Origin of the sequence: Chryseobacterium sp. CBSDS_008 (assembly GCF_049959325.1) — a bacterium.
In the GTDB taxonomy this organism is placed as follows: Bacteria; Bacteroidota; Bacteroidia; order Flavobacteriales; family Weeksellaceae; genus Chryseobacterium.
The window spans coordinates 2107364-2130845 of the sequence record NZ_CP188202.1; the positions used below are offsets into that span (position 1 = coordinate 2107364).

A 23482-nucleotide genomic window follows, 5' to 3' on the forward strand; every position below is an offset into this window, starting at 1 on the left:
AAAATGCTCGAACACTATCACCATTAAAATATAATACAAAACTATTTACAAGCCGTAAAGGAAATTACTGACGTAGTTCCTGACTTTGAAAAAGAAGTAAAAGAGCTCAAAATTCAAAACTCATACAGCATCATCCGGACTTTCACAGGGCGTATTAAAAATATGATCTGCCAGAATGACAGAAATCTGCTGTTCAGAAGTTTACAGAAAATGGACAAAATATATACTGACGGAGATACGGTACTAAAGAATGCCATTGAGACAACTTTTATCTATTCTCTGGACAATTGCACCGCTTTCTGCAGCCAGGAATACAGAAAAGCAATTTTTAGTCACATTTCTGCCAACCTGCAGAAGGTATATTCGAGACAAATTTACAGTCACGGTATATAACGGTTTTGTTACATTTTTTATCTGTTTCATTACAAAGTGTTTAAATTAAACAAAAACAAAAATAACTCACAATCAATAGATTATGAAAAACAAAATCAGAAAGATTTCAGATTGGAAAAGCTGGAAAACCACCACTAACAGACACAATACAGAGATATTACTCACTCACATTGCTGTGATCGTAGGCGTATTTATTTTTGCGGCCTGTCTTTAAATTTTGGTATACATTTAGCTGCACTAAAAAGTGTTTGAAAAATTCTTAATTATGATGAAAGTACAAATGCAAACTATTAATCAAAAAATAGCTGTTGAATACTTAAAATTTTTCTATCCGCCACTTCGCAATGAAATCACCCAGTTGTCTGTACAGGACAATTTTGCCGGGATCATGCAGGCTACCGTGAATTATCTGAAGGACCTTCTGCAGGAATCGAAGATCAATATCATTGCCCATCATATCAAGCTGATGGACTGGCTTTACAGAAACGGGAATTCTTATGTAAAAGCCATGATAGAAAACCTGTTTGTAAGATCTTTCGAAAGCTTCAAAAAACATGCAAAGATTCAGCATTGGAAACTCCTTTACCAATATATGCCTGTAAGCTTCCAGATCATTTATAATGAGCAGCAGAAGCGGGATCAGATGTATTAAAACAAAAAGCGAAAAGGTGGATAAGTAAATCCGCACTTTCGCTTTTTTACTTTCTTGCCCTGTTACAGGTAACTTTCACCCTATCCTGTTTCACTATACCTGCAAAACCCCTATTTTTGTAAAAAATTACCCATGAAATACTCTTTTTATGCTGTTATGATATCACTGTCGCTGATCTCATGTGGAAATAATGATAATACGATTGAAGATCCGAGACCGGTTGACAAAGAAATGTATCAATTTGAATTCAAAAGTTACGCTGTAAAATCAACCATTCTTTACAGGGGATCATCCGGCAGCAAATCTATGCCTGACGAATCTTACCTGAGCAGCTACTGGAGCCTGTATAAAGAGCCGGCATGGAAGAAAATATTTCTGGACGTTAAAAACAGCTCTATACAATTGATTGCAGGAAATTCAGCAGATATAACGTACAGCATGAAAATCATCAATGACTCTGTATTGATTAATGATAAAGATTCCAAGCTAATTTATATTGGTGATTTTAATAAAGAAAACTCTACTTTTACTTTGAAGAGAACATTACAGTACATGAAACGTGAATCGAGAAGTCAGGGTAATGCACTGACGATTATTCAGAACGTATCTTTCGGTACAACCCAATATGACAATATGTTTGGAACTCTTTTTACCACTCCATCTGATATGACAAAATCTGAAGACCGCGTTTTATGGAGTAATATTGAGTACTACTATAAAAAACAGTAATCAGGATTTTAAATGATAAAAAATCCCTCCAATGAATTCATTGGAGGGATTTTTCTATTTTCAGGTCTTATTTCTTCACAAATATTTTCTCTATGGTCTGCGACTCTTCATTATTCAGTTTTGAGGCTTTCCCTAACTTGGCAATGAAAGCCGTTACTTCTTCAGGAGTTGCCGGTGATCCCAGATTCGCTCCTTTGCTGTCAAAAGAATCTGCCAAAACCTCTCCTTTGGGATTTAGAATCAGCCAGAAAGGAAGTCCGGCATTTTCACCTTTATATTTATTCATCAGTTCTTGGCCGCCTGGGTTTTCAAGGCTTTTCTTATCACCCCTTTCCTGAACATCTACATAAGCGGTAACAAATCTTTTATCAAAAATAGGTTTGGTTTCAGGAAGATCCATGTTTTTTTCCATCATTTTGCACCATTTGCACCATGAAGCATGGAACACCAGCAGAACATTTTTATTTCCTGCCTTTGCTTCTGTAAAAGCTTTATTTAATACAACATCTGCCTTTTCCTGTGCTCTGCCTAACTGAAACAGTAAGAGCGCTGCAACAATAATAATTTTAGAGTATTTCATTCTTAATTTTTTTTAAATCTAAACGAATTTAGGTATTTAATCGTTCAGTTATTTTATTTAACTTTAAATATTTCAAATATGAGGTATACATATTTTTATGGGTTTCTGCTCACTTTTAATCTGGCATGGTGCCAGGCTCAGATTTCTGATGCTGTAAAAGAGCTTGCGCAGCCTTTAAATACTATTTCTTACAAGGTTATGATAAACCCACAGAAGAAAATATCAATTCGGTAAAAAAACAGCTTCAGAAAATTGATAATAAAAAACTAAATTAAAATTTTATCCGTTCAACTTTTAGCAGATCTATAAAATGATTGAAATAAAAAAATATTCTAATCATTCAGGACATCCTGAGCCGAGACGGGTCATCAGATACACTTTATTCTGGTGCCATCATGGAACTGCTGAAATTCTGATTGATGAGAATATGTTTATTCTGAAAACCGGACAGACCGTAACCATTACTTCAGGGCAGTTTCATCAATTAAAATCAGTGGAAGGCAAACTTACAGCATTGGAATTTACCCTGGATTTTTTCTGTAAAAACGACAGTGATATTGAACTTATTTTTCACAACGGGCTCTTTTGTCATTTCGGAATGAATGAAATGATTACGATACAACATCCAGCATTTTTCTCTGAAATACTGAATACCATTGAAAAAGAAATTCAGGAACAGCCATATCAGTATCTGATCTCTACACATTCTCTTGTTGAACTGTTGTTGGTAGAAATCAACCGCAGTAAAATTGCCAATGGTGATGAAATCTGGAAACCGGATGCTTTATTTCTCAAATTCCTTGAAAGCGTGAGGGATAATTTTAAAAACAATTATCAGGTCGCTCATTTCGCAGATCTTCTTGGAACCACAGAAGCGAAACTGAATGAGGTTTCAAAACTCCATACCAACAAAACCGCACAGAATGTAATCTACAGCCTTACGGTTTCTGAAGCGAAGAGACTTTTACACTATGAAAAACTAACCGTAAAGGAAATTGCGTATCAGCTTGGCTTCAATGATCCGTTCTATTTTTCAAATTTCTTTAAAAAACATACTTCGCATTCTCCTAAGGAGTATCAGAAAACAGTAAAAGAAATTTAAAAAGTTGGAAATTTTGAAATGACAGCTGCATACTGACCCCCAGCTTCGATCTTCACTCTTCTTCCCCAAATATTATATGCTTTTTCCGGAATTGTCTATTCTTTAGACAGTGGATTTCCGTGAACTTTGTCCTGTATTTAAGATCTAAAAATTATGCATATGAAAACTCAACAGGAAATCGCCGTTTTCTTATTAAGAATTGCCTTAGCATCCGGATTTTTATCTGCCGTGGCAAGCAGATTGAATCTTTGGGGAGCCCGATCTTCCGGCTGGGAAAAGTTTGTCAGTTATACCGCTGAAACCAATTCATTTTTACCACAGTCCTGGGCATCTGCAATTGCCGTATTATCCACTGCTGCTGAGCTGTCACTAGGTATTCTGCTCCTTTTAGGATATCAGGTAAAAATGACAGCATGGGGCGCCTCTGTTCTCACTTTATTATTTGCAGTTGCTATGAGTATTTCTTTTGGAATTAAGGAGCCTCTGGATTATTCGGTCTTTGTATTCAGTGCGGCAGCGTTTCTCCTGAGCAATTTTTCACGGCACATATGGAGCTTAGACCAGTTTTTATATCAATATCAATAAAATTATATATTATGAACACCAACATCCACGATTACATCGTAAAAACAGAACAAAAAGAATGGCAGCCTTTAGTTGAGAAGGGAATTCATTACGAAGGTATTTTTGTAAAATCTTTAAAATTTGACCCGGAAAAAAAACGTTCTACCAGTATTCTTTTAAAATTTGACCCGGGAGCCAGCTACCCTTATCATAATCACCCTGCAGGAGAAGAACTTTTTATCATGGAAGGAGATGCAACTATTGCTGGGGCCCGGCTTGAAAAAGGAGATTATTTGTATACTCCACCCAATTTTAAACATGCTGTAAAATCTGAACAGGGCTGTACCATTCTTTTTGTTGTACCTGAAGAAGTGGAAATACTTTAAATTGATTACAAAACAAAACCACAGTAAAAGTCTACTGTGGTTTATTAATATTTTCAAAATTGTTGTTTTAAAACCTTAGAATATGATATGCTACGGGATCTGTTATTAAAGGATCGCTTCAGAATAAACTTCAATGATTAATGCTTAAAACAAAAGAAGCCGCCTCACAACTGAGGCAGCTCCTATCCACCATACGTACCAACATCACAAATAACTCATATTCAATCACCTACAATATATCTATACTTATTGTTCAGTATTTATAAAAATTATCGTCCTGAGCCAAGCATTTTTATCCAGATAGGTTTATATACCGTATTGCTAACCCCTTCCACATGATATGGATTAGGACCTTTCTTTTGCATCTTAAGAGGTTCGTCTAAAGCGAAAACATTCTCTGAAGGAATATGTAATGTTTTACAAATTTCCTCCAACTGTGCCGCTGCAGCTTCTTTCACATGATAGGTTGCAAAAACATTTTGAGGAGATGTCATCAATTTTTGAGAATACCAGCCTGCAATCTTTTTCTTTTCTGAGTCACTGTAATCCCATCCTCCTGAAAAGCTGATAATTCTCGCTACAGACTCATGCTGAGCAATAAATTCAGCCATTCCTCCACCCTGAGACTGCCCTGCTATGGCTATTTTGCTCCAAACAGGCTTCCCTGTGCCCTGATTCAGATATTGAGACCATACATCTTCTTTATCATTCTTCGACAAATATTGTAAAAGTTTTGTCAAACGAGGTATAATAGCATCCTGATACTGATCAGGAATAGGAAGGAAAACATTATCACCATAAATACGTTTTCTGCGGAACTCAGCAGCACAGTTAACATTTTTACTTAAATAATCATCTTTACAAATCTGTGAAACACCAGGTTTACTAAAAAAAGAGAGTGCTATAACCTTATATCCCTGATCCAGGGCTGTTTTAAGAAAAGCTTGAGGAAAATGATCAGTTGACCCATTGGTGCCTGTAAGCCATAACAACACTTTATTATTTTTAATGGCACTGTCATAATAAACAACATGCGCACTGTCCCACTTCTTTACCGAAGGATCAGCTTCGCTGGGTTTCACTTTGAGCATTTTATATCCTGAAAAATCAATAGCAGGACTTACCTTTTGTGCTGTCAAAGTTACGGACGAACTTACCATAAATAACAAAATAAATGTTATAATGGTTGATAATGAAGTCTTTTTTTTCATGAGCATTTAGAATTAAAATAAACAATTAAACTATATAAACAAGTGCTATAATATTAAACTCCTAAAATAAAATCTGCTCCCATCTGAGCATGCAGCAATGTGGTATTGAATACCGGCAACTCCAAATCATTTTGTCCTACAATAAGCGGAAATTCCGTACATCCCAATATGATACCTTCAGCTCCCATTGCTTCAAGAAGTACGATCTGGTCCAGGATATATTTTTTGGTTTCTGGTTTTAAAATACCAAGAACAAGCTCTTTCTGTATAATTGCATGAAGCTTTTCTCGGTCTTCCTTTTTATCAGGCACGATCATATCAATACCATAATTATCTTTTAAGACTTGTGAAATAAATGGTTCTTCCATGCTAAATATTGTTCCAATAAACCCAACCTTGCGAAAACCTCTCTTCTTAACAGCAGCTCCTATCGCATCGCCTATATGCAGTATGGGAATCATGCTATGCTGTTGAACATCATTATACACTTTATGGGGTGTATTGGCACAAAACATAACCGCAGATGCACCGGCTTTATATAATTGATGGCAGGCTTCAATCAGCATTTTTGCAATTACATCCCAGTTATCCGAACGTTGTAGTTCATGGATACAATACTGATCAAGATTCAATAAGACAAGAGGAGGGTTTGTATTATTACCAAAATGATCATTAACTATTTGGTTCAGGTAAATGTAATATTCCAGCGTTGAGTGCCAGGAAAGGCCTCCAATAAGACCTAACTTCCTTAACATGGAAGAATGCAAATCCAGATGAATATTCTTAGAATCTGTAGAAGTTTTATTATAAATAGTCATAATTTGATGTTTTATAAATAAAGAGTTATTTCAATTCTATTCGTTAATACCAATAAAATATCATGGAATAACACCTTGGCAGTTCCACACGATAAAGGTGATTAAAAAATCAGCTCACTGGTAAGCATCAGAGACTAAAAACTCTTATAAATAAAGCTTTTTCCATTTACTAATGGTGTTTCTACTCATCTTAAAATGAAACGCAACCTGGGTATTGCTCAGTTTATTTTTAACCTGATATTCTAAAATATCTTTTATTGAATCAATATCATAGGAACGATGCTTCTGATTGAAATCTTCAGTTTTTTTATCGGTTTTAAAAATAATTTCATTAAGTCTGATAATATCAATCGTAGTCAGTTGTTCTTTTTTCAGAATAGAGCGGCAATCAAACTCTTTATCCGGATGTTTCTTGCTGATAATATCTGTATATATTCTTCGGTAATTAGGCGCCTGTGAATTCATAAGTGTTTTTTAATTTTAAATCTTGTATCTAACCAATACTCGCGTATTTATTGATCCATTTATATAATGTACTTTTAGGAATATTATAATCGTTGATAATTTCCTGTTTTGTTCTTTCCCCGGATTCTATAAGTTCCAGAATAAATTTAATAAGCTCTTTGGTATAAATATTTTTCCTGAATTCCGGAGTGGTTTGTTGTTTTTTTATAGGAATGACATTATAATGCATAGAAGTAGGAGGTGAGAACAGAATTAAATGCTGGGTATAAATTCTGAATAAATCATAATCCAGCAGCTTACTCCATTTTAATAAAAGCTCCGAATTTAAATTTTCCAGCGTATACATTTCAAGTATTTCATGTTCACTGCATTTAAAAAAACTGCAGATTCTCGGCATTTCTATTTTGCTTTCGATAACCCTTTGGTTAATAATGGAACCTATATGAATATTTTTAAAATCAATCATAAATTAATAGTAGTATTTTTATTTTTTCTTAGGATATCTTTCATATGATCTTTATTTATTTACATTTCACCTGCATACTATCCTGAGAAATTAATCTGCTATATTGTATTGCAGATGCTATTCGCAGTGAATCCATAAGCAATACCCAAAAGTATATCTTATCTTTTCAAACACATACCTACCTACCCCTAAACTTTGAGGCTGTATAGTAATGGCTTGCGCCCCGTTGACAATATTGATGTTAAATGAATGGAAGTGTGAGTTCTGGTGCAATACGCTGGTATTGGAGAAGCATCATCAGCTCATCTATTATCCGAGCTGCTGTGGGAATTCCCGTTGACGGATTATTGTTTAACCCGTCAACGTTAAATATTCCCTGAGGATTCGTTGTATTAATCCCCACTTGCGATTTTGCCGCCAATGAGGAGATAACAAACATGCCTGTTAATAATAATTTTTTTTTCATCATTTGTGAATTAATTATTTAAAAAATCATTTGTGTGTAAGTGTCATTAATAACACAGTGCAATATTAGAGCACTTGCAATAAAATTCAAACTTCAATCCTACATCATCCATACATCGCCAATACATCATTCATGCATCATACCTTAAACAGTCTGAAAATTCATGAAAAACTAATTACAAAATACTCAATATCAATACATTAAGTTAATTTTATTTTCTTTTATAAAAGCTAAAATAAGTTGTTGTTTTTTTCATAGCTGACAAGAAAGTATTTTAATTCCTTTGTAATCTTGTTAGTAATGCTAAAAAACAGAGATTAGAACACTATTATCAAAGCCTTCGAAAGAATACTGTACATGTATTACATTCAAAAAATTAAGATTTTGATTAATTAAGCGAATATCATCAGGTTCTTACTATATACTGCACAAAGAAGCTAAACAGCAAGCCTGATAGCAAGAGTCTATGATAAGCCCATAAAAAAGCACGAAACATTTTACATAACAATCACATTATCAACACAATGAAAACATCAATCCCTTCACCAACTTCCAGAAGTGAAAATGGCTTCATTATACAGTGATAGAATTAAAAACTTGTTTTTTATGGTTCAGATATAGATCTGAAAAAATGATACAGATCAGTTTCGCTTTCCAGATTTAGTTTTTTTCGTATTCTGTATTTTTTTGTCTGTACAGACCTGTGCTCCATAGATGTACACTGAGCAATTTCCTTTGAAGAAAACCCAAGCCATATCATCGCGCAAAAGGATAAATCAGACTTGGAAAGATTAGGGTTTATTTTTAAGAGCTCTTTACATAATTCCGGATATGCTTCCTGAAATTTAGGAAAAAAATCAATCTTTTTCTCTCTCGCGAGCTGGATGATATTTTCATAATTTTCATTGAGCTTTCTTTTTAAATCTTTTGTTTCTTTTTCTTTTTCAAGAATTATTTTTTCACTTTCTGTGAGCTTCTTTTTCTTTTTTCTTATGCGTAAATAAAAGTAAATGATAATTAAAATAACCAACAGCATTGAAATAACGCCGTACCACAAAGTGGCATTACTTTGATTTTCAAGTTGAGCCTTTTCGTTTTCTCTATCATTATTCAATCTGTTGATGGAAAGATTGATGGCTTGGTTTTGATTAGCATCCATGCTGTCTTTTAACGAGACCGCTTTGTTCAGATATTCGTTTTCTTTATCTACATTACCCACTTTTTTATAAAGTGTACATAATTCCTTATAATTCCCAAGAATAAGCATGGGCCTGTTAACCCGCTTTGCAAACTCAGTTGACATCTTAAATGCATTGATGGCCTGATTATTTTCCCCCTGGCTTCGCAGAAATAATCCGTAATTGTGATAAACAACAGCTCTCTGATATCTGTTATGTTTAAAATCCTTGGTTTCTAAAAGCACAAAAGCCTTTTGAAAGTAATATTTAGCAGAATCAGGCCTTACTTCAGAAAAGGTATAATGTATTCCAATATTAGCAACATCAAGAGGATTCGCATCTATTTTTAACGATTTGTGAAGATAAATAATTGCAGAATCAGGCTGATTAACAGCGTACATATACACAGATCTTGTTGAATAAATATATCGTAAAAACAGGCGGCAGTCACGGTTATCTTTTTTCAGCTTCAAACCATAATTCAAAGCTTTTGAACTATAATCCAGAGCCATCTTACTCACGTTCATCTTATTATAAATCTGGGAGTACTCCTGATTTATTTTACCAAAAAGAAAATTATTCTTGTATTTCTTAGAAATATCTTCAGCTTTGTTTAAATATTCTAGTCCTTTCTTAAGATCTCCTTTAAATATAAACCGATTGGCAATATTGGCATACCCCATAGCCTCTCCTTCACGGTAGCCAATTCGGATTGCTTCTTTTATAATTCCCCTGTTCCACCGGATAAGATCATCGTCAGAGATCCTTGTCCGGAGGACTTCGTTTGTTTTGATCAATAGCGTATCAATATTTCTTTCCGTATATTGTTGCGAACATAATTTCGAATAACATATTATGAAAGAAAATAAAAGTATTTTATTTATTTTTTTTAAAAAAAACATAATAGCAAGTAATTAATTAAAGATAACAAAATACTGATAACAATCTAATAAAATTATTATGATAAGGATATCATATCAGAATCATCTAATTAGTCAAATTATAAGTATTACAGAAAAACACGATAATATATCCTATCCATAATAATTTATTGTACAAAAAATATAATTAGTCCTTTTTTGAACATTAAATTTTTCTTTTTTTTATTTACAATAATCACCAGTTTTGGAACGACATTAAAAGATTTTTTTCACCGGTTTTCACCTCATACCGGTAAGTAAATTCATTTCTTTAGTTTTTTCCATATGTACAGGAACTATTTTCAATATTAATGGTTATGATTAAAAAAGGATTATTATTTTTCTCCTTCAAAAATTTATTTGTATTGGTTTTCTACTTGATTATTAAAAGCTACTCCATCAAAAGTCCTGTTCAATTCATTTTTTGTATTTATTACCTTTTTGCCAAAATCCGGAATTTTGCGATTGTTCCTTACAAAATAATTATATACAATTTTATAAGAGAGTACTGAAGCTGTATTATTTCCATTCTGATAAGAAACAATAATAATAGGTAAAAAAAGTGCTTTTTTCATGTTTTGTGGTATTTAAATATATTTTAAGTGAGTTTTGCTTCACTTTTTTTCATTATGCATAATGGGGCTGTGTATTGGCAAGGTTAAGAAAAAAAACAGAAAAATGCATAATAACAACATACAGCATACATACAACATTTCGTGTTAATACAGCTAAATAAGCACTTAAAATCACCTACTGTAACTTTCATAACAACTCACTGCAAAGGGTACTTAATTTTTCATACGGAAGCAAAAAAAACATGAATAAGTTTGTAAATCAACTACAAAGATTATTATCAAAATATTTATCAGCTTTCCGTTATTAATTTTAAATATAGCAGATGGCATACATCCCGGATTAAAATACTTTTCTAAAGATATCTTTAAAGAGCATTTAAACCTCTAAAAGCTTTTGAACAGACTAAGAGAATTCCAAAGTACAGCATGTATGAAATTAAATACAAAAGAAAAAAAACAAAAATAAATTAATTATTTCACTTAATAATGAAAAAATAAAGTAAAAAATACATGTAAGATGTATGCATGATGTATGAGTGATGTATTAGTGATGTATATATAAAACACCTATAAGCTATAATAAGTATTATTTTTGTTTGAGATAAAATTTAAAACTCAGAGAATAAAATAAAAAAATCTTCAGGCTTTCTTCTTTTTTTAATAATTAAATTAACAGTAAATAAAATAATACAAGATTGATTTATTCAAGTTCAGAGATGTATCCTAAATAATTTTATATATTACTATCTTCAATACATTTTCTGGTCTCGATAATTCCCCTTAGACATAATAAATGATACAGCTACAAGCTAATCCTACAGATTTACTACTGAACTTTTTTAGAGATTAAACTATTGCTTCTGTAACCATAGCAAAATACATAAAGTATAAGGACCTTCTGCTCAATTGCAGAGCCCTTGATAAAGAAGATATTAATTTAATTTAAACTCAATTATTATACATTATGAAAAAAAATTTATTACTAGCAGGCTTGCTAACCACTTTTTCCCTGGTGGCGAAATCACAGGTGGGGATTAACACAACTAATCCTCAGGGAATATTTAATGTTGACGGGTTGAAGAATAATCCAACAACCGGAGTACCTTCCATTACACAGGCTAAAGATGACCTGGTGATGAGTCCTAATGGTAATCTAGGACTGGGCCTTACAGCTCCCGGTACTACACTGGATGTAAACGGAGCCATTACCAACCGTGAAACGGCTTTGGCAATAGCTGCAAATGCGGTTACCATTCCTGCCAATGTGAGTCAGGTACAGCTTACCGGTGCAGCAACTGCAACAGTGGCTATTACAGCGCCTGCGGCGCCTAATGCAGGTCAGCGTCTTATTGTATATAATAATACTACCGGGGGATTTGGAGCTGCCTTGAATGGAGTTACCGTTCCTAATGGAAAAGCACTGGAGTTCATTTACAGTAATTCAGCATGGAGGTCTACAGAAGGTGGCCTGCTTGGTGCCACACCGGTTAATATCTATACCGCAGACGGTACTCTTACAGGCAACAGGATCGTAACGCAAGGGGCTAATACCCTATCCTTTACAGGAACACAAACGAATGCTTTTTCAGTAGCCGGAACTACTTTTTCAGTAGATGCAGCGAATAGCCGGGTGGGTATCGGGACAACAACGCCTACCAACAAATTGGTGGTATTAGGTACTAATGCCCAGCCTACTGCGCTGGGAACGGCAGCTACTAACGCTACCTTAAGAATTGATGGCAATACCAACCATTCGCTAGACATAGGAACCTATACCAGCGCCCCTTTCGGTTCTTATATTTCCAGCCATAACAAATCCACTACTACAGGTCTGCCATTGGTATTAAACCCGGTAGGAGGAAATGTAGGCGTAGGAACCAATACACCGGACAATTCAGCTTTGCTGGACATTACGGCAACCAATAAGGGGTTTTTGATGCCAAGAGTATCATTGGCATCTATAACAGATGGTACTACTGTTGCTTCGCCGGCAAAAGGACTTTTAGTCTATAATTCCAACACGGCATTGACTCCTTATGGAGAGGGAATTTATTATAATTCCGGAACTTCTGCAGCTCCTAGCTGGAATAAATTATCCCCTCAGAAAAGTGATTTTGTATTGTCTCAGGTAGTGGCAGTAGCTGCGACAGCCCCAGTGGATCAGGCGGCAACAGGAGTTGGACCTGGACTTGTTGCGGATAATGTAAATATTGGATTAAGTGCTACAGTAGTGGTTCCTGCTAATTCTACCGCTAAGATATTAATGACCTATAATGTCCCTATGGGTACCTATCCTAGTGGCGCTACAAATGGGAATGTCAATGTTAATGGGTATTTCGGTATCCGGTTTCTTAAAAATGGAGTGGAAGCACCAGAGGGTTCCAGAAAATATGCTGTTCCTTATGCCAGCACGGGTTCTCACATGATGAGCGTGTCAGGAAGCTTCTCTGAAACAGTTGTTAATACAGGATCAACAGATATTAATATAGTATATACCCTGAATGGATATGCGGAAAGTACTGCAACGACAACCAGGTTTAATATGTGGGCCGTATCAGGAGATAACTTCAACTGGGGTAAAGGCTCTCTCAGCGGAACGATATTTGCTAAACCGAACTAATACAAAAAAGTTAATAATTCCGTATAAAAGATCTCCTGAGGTAATTTTCAGGGGATCTTTATTTATAAATCCTTGTCTTTTATATGATTATTGAATGAAGTTCGAAAGCAAACGAAGCATCATCAAATCGTCATACTGTAATTCCGAATCTTTATTACTTGTATCTGCCAGATTATAACTCATTTACCCAGATCTATTCTAAAAGAGATTTTTAATTATTTTACATTCAATTGTGTTGAGGCCAATCAATCTTCTTTATTGAAATGTATCGTTTTATAATCTTTATTGATTATTAATAATAATTTGGGTTTAATATCATAGCTTAATTTCTCACCTGTTTTGATTTTATAAAAGAATTCAGCTTCATCAGTTTTTGTATTTACCAATTTCAACGGAAATATTTCTGTAGAAGTATTGGTTATGGGAAGCATGATGGCAATTACCTGTTCTTTGGAAAAATCAATTGCTGTTGGCATTCCTTTGTTTCCCATATAGGCTGCCATTCCAAAAATTTCATCAAACTCTTTTTTGGAAGTAATTACTTTTTCAACAGGTTTACCTACCCTGTAGGTATTTTTCACAAAATAGTTTTCTGCAGCTTTAAAAGTAATTGATTTTGATGGGGCGGTATTTGTTTTACACGAAAACAAAAATGCGAGGAGAATGATACATATGTTTTTCATAATTTTTAATTTCTAAACACAAATGTATATCAGACATCTCTTACAAGAGCACAAAACAGATACAGCTTAGATACAACATTTATATAATCAATTCATCGTCAATAAAGTAAAAATTGAAAAATCTAATAAAACAGATTAAAGAATTATAGCTTTTCATAAGAGATTTAAGTAAGTAATAAAAACCCGTGCCTGATCCAAGATTAAGCTTTTTCTTAATCTTCTTTTCTTTATTAATAAAATTTCTGCTGCATACAGTTCAACTAATTGAATGACTGGAGCGAAGAAATTTCCAATTGAAAATGAAACAGTAAAAATTAGCTGGAAAGTGTAAGCATAAAAAACCCGCCTTAAACGTTCGTTTAAGGCGGGTTTAAATATTTATTATTATAATCAATAATTATTTTACTTCTTCGAAGTCTGCATCCTGTACGTCTTCAGCTCCAGCGTTTCCACCAGGGTTCTGAGCTCCTGCACCTGCATCAGCACCCGGCTGTTGGCCAGCTGCATATAATTCTTCAGAAGCGGCCATCCATGCCGCATCTAATGCTTCCGTTTTAGCTTTCACCTCATCAGCATTTTTAGCTTCGAAAGCTGTTTTTAATTCTGCATGAGCTGCTTCGATGGCTGCTTTTTTGTCAGCAGAAAGTTTCTCACCGAATTCTTTCAATTGTTTTTCAGTCTGGAAGATTAATCCGTCAGCTTTATTGAAGATTTCAACTTCTTCTTTTCTCTTAGCATCGGCTGCAGAGTTTTCCTGAGCTTCTTTTTTCATTCTTTCGATTTCTTCGTCAGAAAGACCTGAAGAAGCCTGGATCTTGATAGACTGCTCTTTACCAGTTCCTTTATCTTTAGCAGATACACTTAGGATACCGTTAGCATCAATATCGAAAGTTACTTCAATTTGAGGAACTCCTCTTGGTGCCGGTGGAATGTCCTGAAGATCAAATCTACCGATTTCCTTGTTGTCGTTGAACATTGGTCTTTCTCCCTGTCCTACTCTGATGCTTACAGCAGGCTGGTTGTCAGAAGCTGTAGAGAATACTTCAGATTTCTTGGTTGGGATCGTAGTGTTCGCTTCAATTAATTTCGTGAATACAGAACCCATTGTTTCGATCCCTAAAGAAAGTGGAGTAACGTCAAGTAGTAATACGTCTTTTACATCACCTGTCAATACACCTCCCTGGATAGCTGCACCGATTGCTACAACCTCATCCGGGTTAACTCCTTTAGATGGTTTTTTACCGAAGAATTTTTCTACTTCTTCCTGGATGATCGGGATTCTTGTAGAACCACCTACCAGGATCACTTCGTCAATATCAGAAGTTGATAATCCTGCATCTTTTAATGCTTTCGCAACAGGCTCCATAGATCTTCTTACCAAATCAGCAGATAACTGCTCGAATTTAGCTTTTGTTAAAGTCTTCACTAAGTGTTTAGGACCTGTAGCAGTAGCGGTGATATAAGGTAAGTTGATCTCAGTCTGAGGAGAAGAAGATAATTCAATTTTAGCTTTTTCAGCAGCTTCTTTCAATCTTTGAAGCGCGATTGCATCAGATTTTAAATCTACTCCTTCTTCAGCTTTGAATTCGTCAGCCATCCAGTTGATGATCACATCATCAAAGTCATCACCTCCTAAGTGTGTATCACCGTTTGTAGACAATACTTCGAATACACCGTCTCCTAAATCAAGGATAGAGATATCGAAAGTACCACCTCCAAGGTCATATACTGCGATTTTCTGATCTTTATGGTTTTTATCCAGACCGTAAGCTAACGCTGCAGCTGTAGGCTCATTGATAATTCTTTCTACTTTAAGACCTGCAATTTCACCTGCTTCTTTAGTCGCTTGTCTTTGTGCATCATTGAAGTATGCAGGAACAGTGATTACTGCTCTTGTAACTTCCTGACCAAGGTAATCTTCAGCAGTTTTCTTCATTTTCTGAAGAGTCATTGCAGAAATTTCCTGTGGTGTATATTCTCTATCGTCGATTTTTACTTTTACAGTATCGTTTGGTCCGGCAACTACTTTATAAGGTACTCTTGTGATTTCAGAAGCATCATCTTTAAAGTGAGTTCCGATGAATCTTTTGATAGAGTAAACAGTCTTTGTTGGATTCGTTACAGCCTGTCTTTTTGCAGGGTCACCTACTTTTCTTTCTCCGTCTTCCGTAAAAGCTACGATAGAAGGAGTGGTTCTTTTACCTTCTGCGTTAGGAATAACAACAGGGTCTTTCCCCTCCATTACAGCAACACAAGAGTTGGTTGTTCCTAAGTCAATTCCAATTATTTTACTCATAATATTTTATATTTTTTTCTATTTTAATTTTAATTTACACTCTCAATTTCTCAATATCTGTACCATTTGAAGAATTATGACAAAATGACACAAAGCGCAACTATTTAATTGTAGAAGTTAGGCTTAAATCCGATGTTAAGATATTCTGAGGCACTTCTGAAAATATATTTACCAATAAAAAGTAACACAATACATTTTTGTACAATTTGTCACAATAGGATAATTCAATTAGACAATGGTGTAAAATAAAAAAAGGGAAAAAGTAGTCTTTTTCCCTTTAAGGATTATAAAATTAACAGATCTCTGGTTATGGGTTGACAACGGGTAAGTAAACAGAACAGTTGGCCCCATTCTGGATCAGGACTTTATTATGATCAAATTTTACTTCCTGCTTGTAAGTTCCATATCCACCACCCATCTTAAATGCCTGCACAACCTCAATAAAAGGCTTGTTCCCTTTCAGATACAACACTCCATACGGGCCTGATGAATCTTTATCAATTAATTGCCTTGCTGATTTTTCATCTTCAGCATAGATTTTTTCAACGGTACCATTGCTGTTGAAAATGATATAATCTTCATAGGGTTTTTGATCCGATCCTCTGTGCATTTCAAGTTTGGGAGGGACAATGTTAAATTTTCCTTTTGTAACATAGGTTCCCTCCATCATATAGAGCCTATCAAAATACAAAAGTGGAAAATTTGCAGTTTCAAAACCTTGTGTCTTTTTTAAAAGTTTATTTTTAATATGCCTGAGTTCTGCCGATTGACACGAAAACACAGAAAAAAAAGACAGGTAGATAAGGAATCCGATTACTGTTTTTTGTTTTACCATGATGTAAATTCATTTACTGTTTGATACTGAAAATATGGTGCCCAATTATTTGAAAGCATTAAAAATGCAGGTTGAGGAGAAATCCATCGGTGAGCCAGTACATTCTGAATTCCATGTCTGATCCATTCAGAGTTGACCCCTATCCGGAAGTTGCCCCATCCAACATAAGCTGCTCCGAGTCTATATCTTGGCCCTTGTTCTGCTACAAGACCATGGGTATATTTTTCTCCATAAGCCCCAGGAAGATAATCATCACGTCCATATTTTCTCATTTCTCTGTAATCATACTGATATTTTGTTTCATTTTCAGGATTTTCCTCATAAGTAGAGCTATTTCTTACTCCTGTAAATAAGTTGAATCCTGCATGGAAGTCACCTATTGATAAAGACATTGCAGCAGTTCTATAGCTATCATTATTGTCACCTAGTTTTAATTTACCAAATGGTGCTCCATCATTTTCATAAGTGAGAGAAAAATCTCCACTTACCAGTTTTACTATACCGGTACGTTGTTCATGAAGTCCGCTCCACATATTGGTTCCAAGCATAATTCCTAAATTACCTTCGGTACCCAATGTTCCAGCCATAATAGATTTTCTATATTCCCAACCACTTAATCCACTTCCAGCATGAGATATTTTATAGCTTACTCCAAAACCTGCAGCAATACCAAAATCTCCTTTACGGTAAGATACACTAAAGCTGGCTCCTACACTAAATCCTTTTCCAAAAGCAATAGATGGAGAAACAGAAAAACCAAACCCTCCCCCAAGGTCCATAGAATAACTTGGCATTAAACCACTAACCAATCCTGTTGCGGCATATCCTGCAATAGCGCCCCACGTGAGTGCACTGGAAGCTCCACCATCAAGAGCTCCCATTATCGCTCCGGAAACAGCACCACCTAAAATAGAAAGTCCAAACTGTCCCCAGTTCCAGTTACCCGTCTGTATTGCATGACCTATATAACTGGTGGCTCCCATCACAGCACCAATGATTGCTCCCACATACACTAAGACCCATGCAAATTCTCCTCCCTGATCAATAAACATCAGAGGATTATTCAGAACATATCCAAACCTATTATAATTCTGACTGTTGAATGAATCCTGAATAAAATTATCAACAGATAGGAAGGTATGCAATTTAGGGTCATACATTCTTCCATTCATGTGGATAAGTCCTACCTGGAAGAAGTGCTCATGCCCTGTATAACCTCTTTCAAGCATAAGATCCGGAAATCCTTTAAGGATAACATTGGTGCCATTCTGTTCAAGATATACTAAATTTCCCCATGCATCAAAATGTCTCTTTTCTTCTGCTTTCCCGACCTCATCAGAAATAGCAAGAATTGTTCCCTGATAATCTCTATGAAGGTAATGTACCCCTTCCTTCATAACTTGCCCAGTGACATAAAAATCTTTAATATAAGCTGCCGGTGCCGAATACGGATTCCCTGCTATGTAAGTAATAATTCTTGTTCCCAGAGCAGCAGCACTAGGTTTTCCGGGATAGCTATATTCTATAACTTCTACTGTATTATCATCGGAATAGCTTTTATGACGCCCGTAGAATAAGAAAGATTTGTTATAATTATATTCTGAATAGGATCTTGTCTGATGAATGTTATAAGCAAATCTGGCCAATTGATTATCATCCTGTGTAATTTCAACCGGATTTTTATAGGCGTTATAGGAAATCTGCTGCAACTGATTGGCAGGAACAGAGTAATATGAATTCCCTGAAGAATTTAAATTAATCCCTTTCTTTCTGTACCTGTTGGCACTTTCATATTTATACTCTCCTACAAGACTATTGTTATCAATTCTACCAAATCCGTCATACGTCTGGGACTGTGTTCCTGTATTATCTGTCCAAGATATAAGACGCTGCATGGCATCATATTCGAAGCTTTCCTGTATTCCTCCTGATACGGCGGCATTCTTACGTTTGTTCAGCAGCCCGCTGCTATCATCAAACTCATATGTATTGTTTAATATTACCGAATTAGAACCATTTATGTGCCTGCTTTCCTGTAAAAAATTATTTGCACTGTACTGATTCGTAATAGAGACTCCGTTTCCGAGAGCTGCGCTCAGAATACTTCCTTTTTCATTGATATCATTCAGCTGCCATATTATTGTTCCGGCGGTATTTTTTATTTTGTCCAAAAGTCCACAGGAAGCATATAGATTTTCGATACCATAGCTGCTACTAAGCGAGGCAATTAAAGTTTCTTTGACCTCTGTTTTGACTCTACCAAAGCCATCATAAGTAAAATGCTTTGTAAAAATGGCTGTTCCGTTATCTTCTACTCTTTTTTTAAGTCTGTAAAAGCTGTCATATTCATTGGTGTAGGAGTTACTAACTCCATTGGAAGAACCTGTTTCGGCAATTAAAAATCCATTGGAATCATATGTGTATGTAATTTTGATATCCGTATTATCACCGGAAATATCTTTCTTGGCAATGCGTCCGAACTGATCATAACCGTAATCTGTTTTTCCTTTAGGATTAGTTTCATGCAGGAGTTGTCCAAAATTGTCATAAACATAGGTATAATCGCCCCCCACTGAAGGATCTGACAGTTTTGTTTTCCTTCCCCATCCATCCTGTTCTACATTAATAATATGTCCTTGATAATCGGATGATTTCAGGGCTCCATTGGCATAGTAGCTGTAATTAATTACCCCACCATTGTCAACAAGTTTTATTTTATTTCCCCATTCATCTTTAGTGATGGTTTGTGTTTTTTGTCCATCTACTACTGTTGCAGATAACCCGTTATATGACGATGTTATTATTTTTCCGGACGGAAAACTCACTTTCACAACCCTTCCGTAGCTATCAAATTCGGTAACGGTCCATTTACTTGGAGTTGAAGTTGAAAAATAGGGATCGCTTTCTTTGTAGGCGCGGTCCAGAGCATCATAATCTGTTCTTTTTTCGATCCATTTATTATTAATAGAAAGAGCTCTTTCAAGACGTTTACGTCCCCAGTTATCAGTAATTGTTTCCTGAACTGCGCCCGTAGGATCCGCTATCCTTAGCTTTGTGCCATTACTGAAGTCTCCGGAGGTAATCCATTCATAAGTCAGTTGTGTAACATTTCCATAAATATCTTTTTCTTCAGATTTTCGTTGCCAATTGTCATAAGTATAGGAGATTGTCTGATTAAGATGATTGGTTTTTGAAAGCAGTACTCCAAAATCTGTATCATAGGTAAACAGTGACGAAGTTCCCTGAATATCTGTAGATTTTACGGGAAATCTGCCGGACGGGTCATATTGCATTTTTTCCTCTCTTGGCATCATACCTGGAGCAGAAAGTGTTTTCAGGATTGAATTACCAAACGGATCATAGCTGATGTCTTCTGTAATATAATCTGTATTGTTCCCCTTTTTTCTGGTTTGGGTGACCAGATTTCCGCTATACGAATATTGTTCTTCTGTGGAATAGGTATCTGTACCCAGAGTCTGTGTAACTGTTTTTTTAAGTATTCGTCCAATATAATACTGGCTATTGGCAGGAGTGACATTATCTTCATAGTCTACCAGCGTTATTTTTTCTCCTCCATTGGCAACATTGCGTATTCTTTTAGGATTATAATAGGTATCATAAAGTTCATAATACTGGTTGGTTGTAACTCCCGTAAGGTTGTCAATCTGTTGTACCTGTGCCGGAAGATTTACAAAAACTTTATTAGGAAGAAGAGTAGTATTGTAAGTATTTATTGTTTTGGAAATAAATGATGATGGTGCTGTAAAGCTCGCCACACCACTCATCTGGAAACTTTCAGACACTGCTCCTCTCTTCTGTGGATCCTGCAGAGAGACTGACCATAGCGGTTGAGTGATATTTCCTCCATACACCGTAGATACTGCAAGTCCTTTAAAACCGATAAAGCCTAATCCTTCCATATTAACAACAGCTCCTTTGTACTTGTAATCCTGTATCTTCGTTTCTCCGTTGAAGCTTTTTTCAACACGTTTCACAAGCTTTATGGAGGGAGCAATATTCAGATTGATATAAGGATATTCCTCAGAATTGTCTGCAATATAACTTCCGGTACCACCTCCCGTATCTACTGCCGTATCATAAGTGATATCTGTAATCAGATCATTTTCTTTGATTCTTTTGAGGGTAACATCTACTCTATTATCTTTTTTGAAAGAAACATACTTTATTTTATCCCCGCCAAAGAAAGCGTAATCCAGATTCTGATTGGCAATATTAGGATTATTTAAAAATATAGGGGTCCCTTTATTGGTAGCACCGCCATAGGTATGATTATTCTGCCAGCTGTCTATATAAGCAGAAAAATTTGGGAGCCCGTTAGTATCACTGCCCATGTTGTATTTTACACCTCCTCTGTCCCTTACAGTATAATTATCACCATAGGTCAAATATGGATAATTCTTTGCGTATCCGTCTTCAGGAACGTTATAAGGAGTAAGAATGTCATGGTAAAACATATCTGCCTTTCCATCACCATTAATATCCGTAAATGTATAATAGAACTGCTGCAGCATGTATCCGCAGAGGTTATTAGGGTAATTTCCGCCGGAAGTTATGGGATAACATACATTATCAACTTTAGGCTTGAAATATTTAGCGCCAATATCTCTTACTGTTGCTTCAAAGAAATTTCCATTGGATATCAGAATATACCAACTGGTGTTATCATCTGCTATTGGGGTAATAATGTCTGTTTTCCCATCACCATTGAAGTCAGCAATATATACAGGAAACTCAGCTTTGATAAGATTACCGGAGAATACAGCTTTTTGTACAAAAGCTCCGTTTTTCATTCCCAGAACAACAATTTGTCCGGGATTGACAACATAAATGTCCAATACATTATCTCCGTCAAAATCTGCTGCATAAAGTTTTGAGACCGATTGCACGGCGGTATTATATCCCAGAACAAAGGGTTGTTGGGGTGCTGAATTATTAGGATCAAGTTTCAGCATATAAACCGTAGAGCCGTTCACAGTATATCCTTGTGTACAACAGTCAGGTGGCGGTTTTTGCTCTGTACCAGCTGATGCATTTTTTAAAGGCCCGCAATAATAGGTTTGGTTAATGCTGTAAGGAAGTGTAATAGCAAGCAAATCTGAAATACCATCTCCATCAAAATCTCCACTTAAATATCTTTTCGGAATTTTAGAATAATAGGTATTGCTTCCATTGATTACAATACATCTTTCATTGAGCGCAGTGGCAAATTTATAGGAATTCGAAAATGCCAGATCCAATGAATTGGTGGTGTTATTAGGAATATAATTATTGATCTTAACCGTTTCCTCATCACCTAAACCGGTGCTAACACCTGTATCAGCAACCGTACTGACCGCATCCAGATTATAGAATTTGTTATTGCCCAGCACTAATTTTGTTGAAAAAATATCAGTAAATTTTTCAACATTGGTAAGACTTCCTGACAAGTTGGAGTTGGTTACGGCCAGCTGAGTAGAATTGAAGCGATACAGTTTGTCTTTGGAATTAGGATATGTCATGAAATCTATGGATCCATCATTATCAAAATATCCGGAAGTATACTGCCAGTTGGAATTGTCATAAGCCGGGGATACAGCTGTAACAGTTTTTGAATTATTCGTAAGTCCGTTCTCTGTAGTATCATATTCGAATAAAACCGGTTTCACACTTTCCCCGCTTCCATTAAACTGCTGTACGCTGATAAGTCTCTCATAATTCAGGGAGGTAGTATTATAGGTCAGCTGATATTTTCGGAATAATTTATCATTTCCAAGAATCTCAATTCTGTCCAGTTTTCTTTCTGAATGAATAACCCTTGAACTGTATATATAAATTTGATCAGACCTTGATGCGGCTTTATAATAAAAATTGATCTTATTAATATTCTGAGTAGGATTGACAACGGCATTGTTTCCGTATTCAATAGATTTTATATAAATATATCCATTGATGCTTTCATAAGTGAACTTAATTTTATTCCCCTGAGGATCTTCCATGGACACCAGCTTCCATTCCAGAGAGTTTCCTGCCTGTGAATTATTATCTACATACCCGTACTTCGCAATTCTTCCATCAGGATAATAGACTGCAAAATACTGTGGCCCTTCCGCAATATAACCATAGGAAATTATTTTATTGTTTGAATAATTCTCAGTCTGATATTCCGCACCATCTTGTCCGTATATTCCGGATTTCAAAATCAGCCTTTGCCCATCCAGTGTAAAGCGGTCCTTATCGTTGAAGTTTACGGCATCGATAAGTCCGTCATGAAATTTGGTAGAAGCTACTCTTGTCACAGATGAAATACCTGTAATATTCCAGCCCCATCCGGCAATCCCGTTTCCTGCCTGGCTGGAGTAACTCAGGGAAATTCCGGGAGCGATGTTCTTAATTCCGGGGAGTGTAACAATAGGTATTGAATAACTGGCTCCTCCTGTAGGAGATACAGATAGCTCGCCACCGGTTTGGCCTGTACTCTGTGCGTTTATCCATCCAACTGCCCAAAAGAGCAGTGATAAAAGAGATAACTTTTTTCTCATGTTA

General features: G+C 35.6%; 20 protein-coding genes. 8 read left to right on the forward strand and 12 right to left on the reverse strand.

The genetic code is table 11. From position 1 onward, the window contains the following. Positions 1–111 precede the first annotated feature (111 nt). The 4 genes from ACP3T3_RS09420 (at position 112) to ACP3T3_RS09435 (ending at position 1774) form a co-directional block, all read left to right on the forward strand. Positions 112–393, forward strand: coding sequence for a DUF7674 family protein (locus ACP3T3_RS09420; protein WP_426479959.1), 282 nt, complete (start codon positions 112–114; stop codon positions 391–393). An 82-nt stretch (positions 394–475) separates the two neighbouring features. Beyond that, positions 476–607, forward strand: a complete 132-nt coding sequence (locus ACP3T3_RS09425; RefSeq protein WP_426479627.1) for a hypothetical protein — start codon at positions 476–478, stop codon at positions 605–607. A 51-nt stretch (positions 608–658) separates the two neighbouring features. Next, positions 659–1045 (forward strand): DUF7674 family protein, encoded by a 387-nt coding sequence (locus tag ACP3T3_RS09430; protein ID WP_426479628.1) that lies wholly within the window; start codon positions 659–661, stop codon positions 1043–1045. 132 nt (positions 1046–1177) lie between these two features. Then, positions 1178–1774 (forward strand): hypothetical protein, encoded by a 597-nt coding sequence (locus ACP3T3_RS09435; RefSeq protein WP_426479629.1) that lies wholly within the window; start codon positions 1178–1180, stop codon positions 1772–1774. A 67-nt stretch (positions 1775–1841) separates the two neighbouring features. On the opposite strand, the gene ACP3T3_RS09440 is transcribed toward ACP3T3_RS09435, so the two are convergent. Then, positions 1842–2354: a thioredoxin family protein gene (locus ACP3T3_RS09440; RefSeq protein WP_426479630.1), complete on the reverse strand. Its 513-nt coding sequence runs from the start codon at positions 2352–2354 to the stop codon at positions 1842–1844. Between the two features lie 310 nt (positions 2355–2664). On the opposite strand from ACP3T3_RS09440, the gene ACP3T3_RS09445 reads away from it, so the two are divergent. The 3 genes from ACP3T3_RS09445 to ACP3T3_RS09455 all read left to right on the forward strand — a co-directional run bounded on the left by ACP3T3_RS09445 (position 2665) and on the right by ACP3T3_RS09455 (position 4406). Then, complete coding sequence (locus ACP3T3_RS09445) at positions 2665–3456, forward strand: helix-turn-helix domain-containing protein (protein ID WP_426479631.1); 792 nt, start codon at positions 2665–2667, stop codon at positions 3454–3456. A 159-nt stretch (positions 3457–3615) separates the two neighbouring features. Further along, complete coding sequence (locus ACP3T3_RS09450; protein ID WP_426479632.1) at positions 3616–4041, forward strand: DoxX family membrane protein; 426 nt, start codon at positions 3616–3618, stop codon at positions 4039–4041. A gap of 11 nt (positions 4042–4052) precedes the next feature. After that, complete coding sequence (locus ACP3T3_RS09455; protein WP_426479633.1) at positions 4053–4406, forward strand: cupin domain-containing protein; 354 nt, start codon at positions 4053–4055, stop codon at positions 4404–4406. A gap of 269 nt (positions 4407–4675) precedes the next feature. On the opposite strand, the gene ACP3T3_RS09460 is transcribed toward ACP3T3_RS09455, so the two are convergent. The 7 genes from ACP3T3_RS09460 to ACP3T3_RS09490 form a co-directional block, all read right to left on the reverse strand. Beyond that, a complete protein-coding gene (locus ACP3T3_RS09460) occupies positions 4676–5617 on the reverse strand; it encodes a BPSS1187 family protein (protein WP_426479634.1) in 942 nt (313 codons plus the stop codon). Between the two features lie 53 nt (positions 5618–5670). Continuing rightward, a complete protein-coding gene (locus ACP3T3_RS09465; protein ID WP_426479635.1) occupies positions 5671–6435 on the reverse strand; it encodes an aspartate/glutamate racemase family protein in 765 nt (254 codons plus the stop codon). A 144-nt stretch (positions 6436–6579) separates the two neighbouring features. Further along, on the reverse strand, positions 6580–6900 hold the full coding sequence (locus ACP3T3_RS09470; protein ID WP_426479636.1) for a helix-turn-helix domain-containing protein: 321 nt from the start codon (positions 6898–6900) through the stop codon (positions 6580–6582). Between the two features lie 28 nt (positions 6901–6928). Then, positions 6929–7366: a transposase gene (locus ACP3T3_RS09475; RefSeq protein WP_426479637.1), complete on the reverse strand. Its 438-nt coding sequence runs from the start codon at positions 7364–7366 to the stop codon at positions 6929–6931. 241 nt (positions 7367–7607) lie between these two features. Beyond that, positions 7608–7835 carry a hypothetical protein gene (locus tag ACP3T3_RS09480; RefSeq protein WP_426479638.1) on the reverse strand — a complete coding sequence of 76 codons (228 nt, stop codon included), beginning with the start codon at positions 7833–7835 and terminating at the stop codon, positions 7608–7610. A gap of 601 nt (positions 7836–8436) precedes the next feature. Further along, on the reverse strand, positions 8437–9807 hold the full coding sequence (locus ACP3T3_RS09485) for a LuxR C-terminal-related transcriptional regulator (protein ID WP_426479639.1): 1371 nt from the start codon (positions 9805–9807) through the stop codon (positions 8437–8439). Between the two features lie 479 nt (positions 9808–10286). Then, positions 10287–10505, reverse strand: a complete 219-nt coding sequence (locus ACP3T3_RS09490) for a hypothetical protein (protein WP_426479640.1) — start codon at positions 10503–10505, stop codon at positions 10287–10289. Positions 10506–11469: 964 nt separating this feature from the next. Here ACP3T3_RS09490 and ACP3T3_RS09495 point away from each other — a divergent pair. Continuing rightward, entirely contained in the window at positions 11470–13125 is a 1656-nt protein-coding gene (locus tag ACP3T3_RS09495) for a hypothetical protein (protein WP_426479641.1), read from the forward strand. Between the two features lie 245 nt (positions 13126–13370). On the opposite strand, the gene ACP3T3_RS09500 is transcribed toward ACP3T3_RS09495, so the two are convergent. The 4 genes from ACP3T3_RS09500 to ACP3T3_RS09515 all read right to left on the reverse strand — a co-directional run bounded on the left by ACP3T3_RS09500 (position 13371) and on the right by ACP3T3_RS09515 (position 23478). After that, positions 13371–13808 (reverse strand): hypothetical protein, encoded by a 438-nt coding sequence (locus ACP3T3_RS09500; RefSeq protein WP_426479642.1) that lies wholly within the window; start codon positions 13806–13808, stop codon positions 13371–13373. 397 nt (positions 13809–14205) lie between these two features. Then, a complete protein-coding gene (dnaK, locus tag ACP3T3_RS09505; protein WP_426479643.1) occupies positions 14206–16104 on the reverse strand; it encodes a molecular chaperone DnaK in 1899 nt (632 codons plus the stop codon). A gap of 307 nt (positions 16105–16411) precedes the next feature. Continuing rightward, positions 16412–16939 (reverse strand): hypothetical protein, encoded by a 528-nt coding sequence (locus ACP3T3_RS09510; protein WP_426479644.1) that lies wholly within the window; start codon positions 16937–16939, stop codon positions 16412–16414. Further along, the gene (locus ACP3T3_RS09515; RefSeq protein ID WP_426479645.1) at positions 16933–23478 is read right to left on the reverse strand and encodes a polymorphic toxin type 23 domain-containing protein; all 6546 of its coding nucleotides are present in this window, start codon (positions 23476–23478) and stop codon (positions 16933–16935) included. The genes ACP3T3_RS09510 and ACP3T3_RS09515 overlap by 7 nt, the downstream gene beginning before the upstream one ends. Positions 23479–23482 lie beyond the last annotated feature (4 nt).

Excerpts from the sequence above, each read along its gene's own strand:
- ACP3T3_RS09445 (WP_426479631.1), top strand. The coding sequence starts at position 2,665 with ATGATTGAAATAAAAAAATATTCTAATCATTCAGGACATCCTGAGCCG.
- ACP3T3_RS09495 (WP_426479641.1), top strand. The coding sequence starts at position 11,470 with ATGAAAAAAAATTTATTACTAGCAGGCTTGCTAACCACTTTTTCCCTG.
- ACP3T3_RS09440 (WP_426479630.1), bottom strand. The coding sequence starts at position 2,354 with ATGAAATACTCTAAAATTATTATTGTTGCAGCGCTCTTACTGTTTCAG.
- ACP3T3_RS09425 (WP_426479627.1), top strand. The coding sequence starts at position 476 with ATGAAAAACAAAATCAGAAAGATTTCAGATTGGAAAAGCTGGAAAACC.
- ACP3T3_RS09500 (WP_426479642.1), bottom strand. The coding sequence starts at position 13,808 with ATGAAAAACATATGTATCATTCTCCTCGCATTTTTGTTTTCGTGTAAA.
- ACP3T3_RS09450 (WP_426479632.1), top strand. The coding sequence starts at position 3,616 with ATGAAAACTCAACAGGAAATCGCCGTTTTCTTATTAAGAATTGCCTTA.
- ACP3T3_RS09490 (WP_426479640.1), bottom strand. The coding sequence starts at position 10,505 with ATGAAAAAAGCACTTTTTTTACCTATTATTATTGTTTCTTATCAGAAT.
- ACP3T3_RS09465 (WP_426479635.1), bottom strand. The coding sequence starts at position 6,435 with ATGACTATTTATAATAAAACTTCTACAGATTCTAAGAATATTCATCTG.
- dnaK (WP_426479643.1), bottom strand. The coding sequence starts at position 16,104 with ATGAGTAAAATAATTGGAATTGACTTAGGAACAACCAACTCTTGTGTT.
- ACP3T3_RS09480 (WP_426479638.1), bottom strand. The coding sequence starts at position 7,835 with ATGATGAAAAAAAAATTATTATTAACAGGCATGTTTGTTATCTCCTCA.
- ACP3T3_RS09475 (WP_426479637.1), bottom strand. The coding sequence starts at position 7,366 with ATGATTGATTTTAAAAATATTCATATAGGTTCCATTATTAACCAAAGG.
- ACP3T3_RS09460 (WP_426479634.1), bottom strand. The coding sequence starts at position 5,617 with ATGAAAAAAAAGACTTCATTATCAACCATTATAACATTTATTTTGTTA.
- ACP3T3_RS09430 (WP_426479628.1), top strand. The coding sequence starts at position 659 with ATGATGAAAGTACAAATGCAAACTATTAATCAAAAAATAGCTGTTGAA.
- ACP3T3_RS09510 (WP_426479644.1), bottom strand. The coding sequence starts at position 16,939 with ATGGTAAAACAAAAAACAGTAATCGGATTCCTTATCTACCTGTCTTTT.
- ACP3T3_RS09470 (WP_426479636.1), bottom strand. The coding sequence starts at position 6,900 with ATGAATTCACAGGCGCCTAATTACCGAAGAATATATACAGATATTATC.
- ACP3T3_RS09515 (WP_426479645.1), bottom strand. The coding sequence starts at position 23,478 with ATGAGAAAAAAGTTATCTCTTTTATCACTGCTCTTTTGGGCAGTTGGA.
- ACP3T3_RS09435 (WP_426479629.1), top strand. The coding sequence starts at position 1,178 with ATGAAATACTCTTTTTATGCTGTTATGATATCACTGTCGCTGATCTCA.
- ACP3T3_RS09455 (WP_426479633.1), top strand. The coding sequence starts at position 4,053 with ATGAACACCAACATCCACGATTACATCGTAAAAACAGAACAAAAAGAA.